Below are 254 nucleotides of genomic sequence, written 5' to 3' on the forward strand. Positions count from 1 at the left end.
GCAACAGAAATTCGAGAATATCGTAGGCCTGAACCTTATAAAGGCAAAGGTATTAAACATGCAGATGAGCGTATCTTTCGTAAAGAAGGCAAAAAGAAATAAGGGTTTTGCATCATGGTTTCATCTAAGGACATTATTCAGCGTCGTGCAAGGCGTGTTCGTCGTAGAATTAAAATGGTTTCTGGTAATCGTCTGCGGCTTAGTATTTATCGTTCAAATCAAAATATCTATGCTCAAATTATCGATGATTTGCG

Annotated in this window: 1 protein-coding gene and 1 pseudogene; both read left to right on the forward strand. The window is 37.8% G+C overall.

Annotated elements, in window-relative coordinates:
• Positions 1-102: pseudogene (locus ACFIO5_RS12695) on the forward strand (50S ribosomal protein L6); the annotation flags it as partial.
• Positions 103-114: 12 nt separating this feature from the next.
• Positions 115-254 (forward strand): 50S ribosomal protein L18 (locus tag ACFIO5_RS12700; protein WP_375705598.1); only part of this gene is annotated, 140 nt, incomplete at its 3' end.

The sequence above is a fragment of the Bartonella sp. AA86SXKL genome (assembly GCF_042196885.1).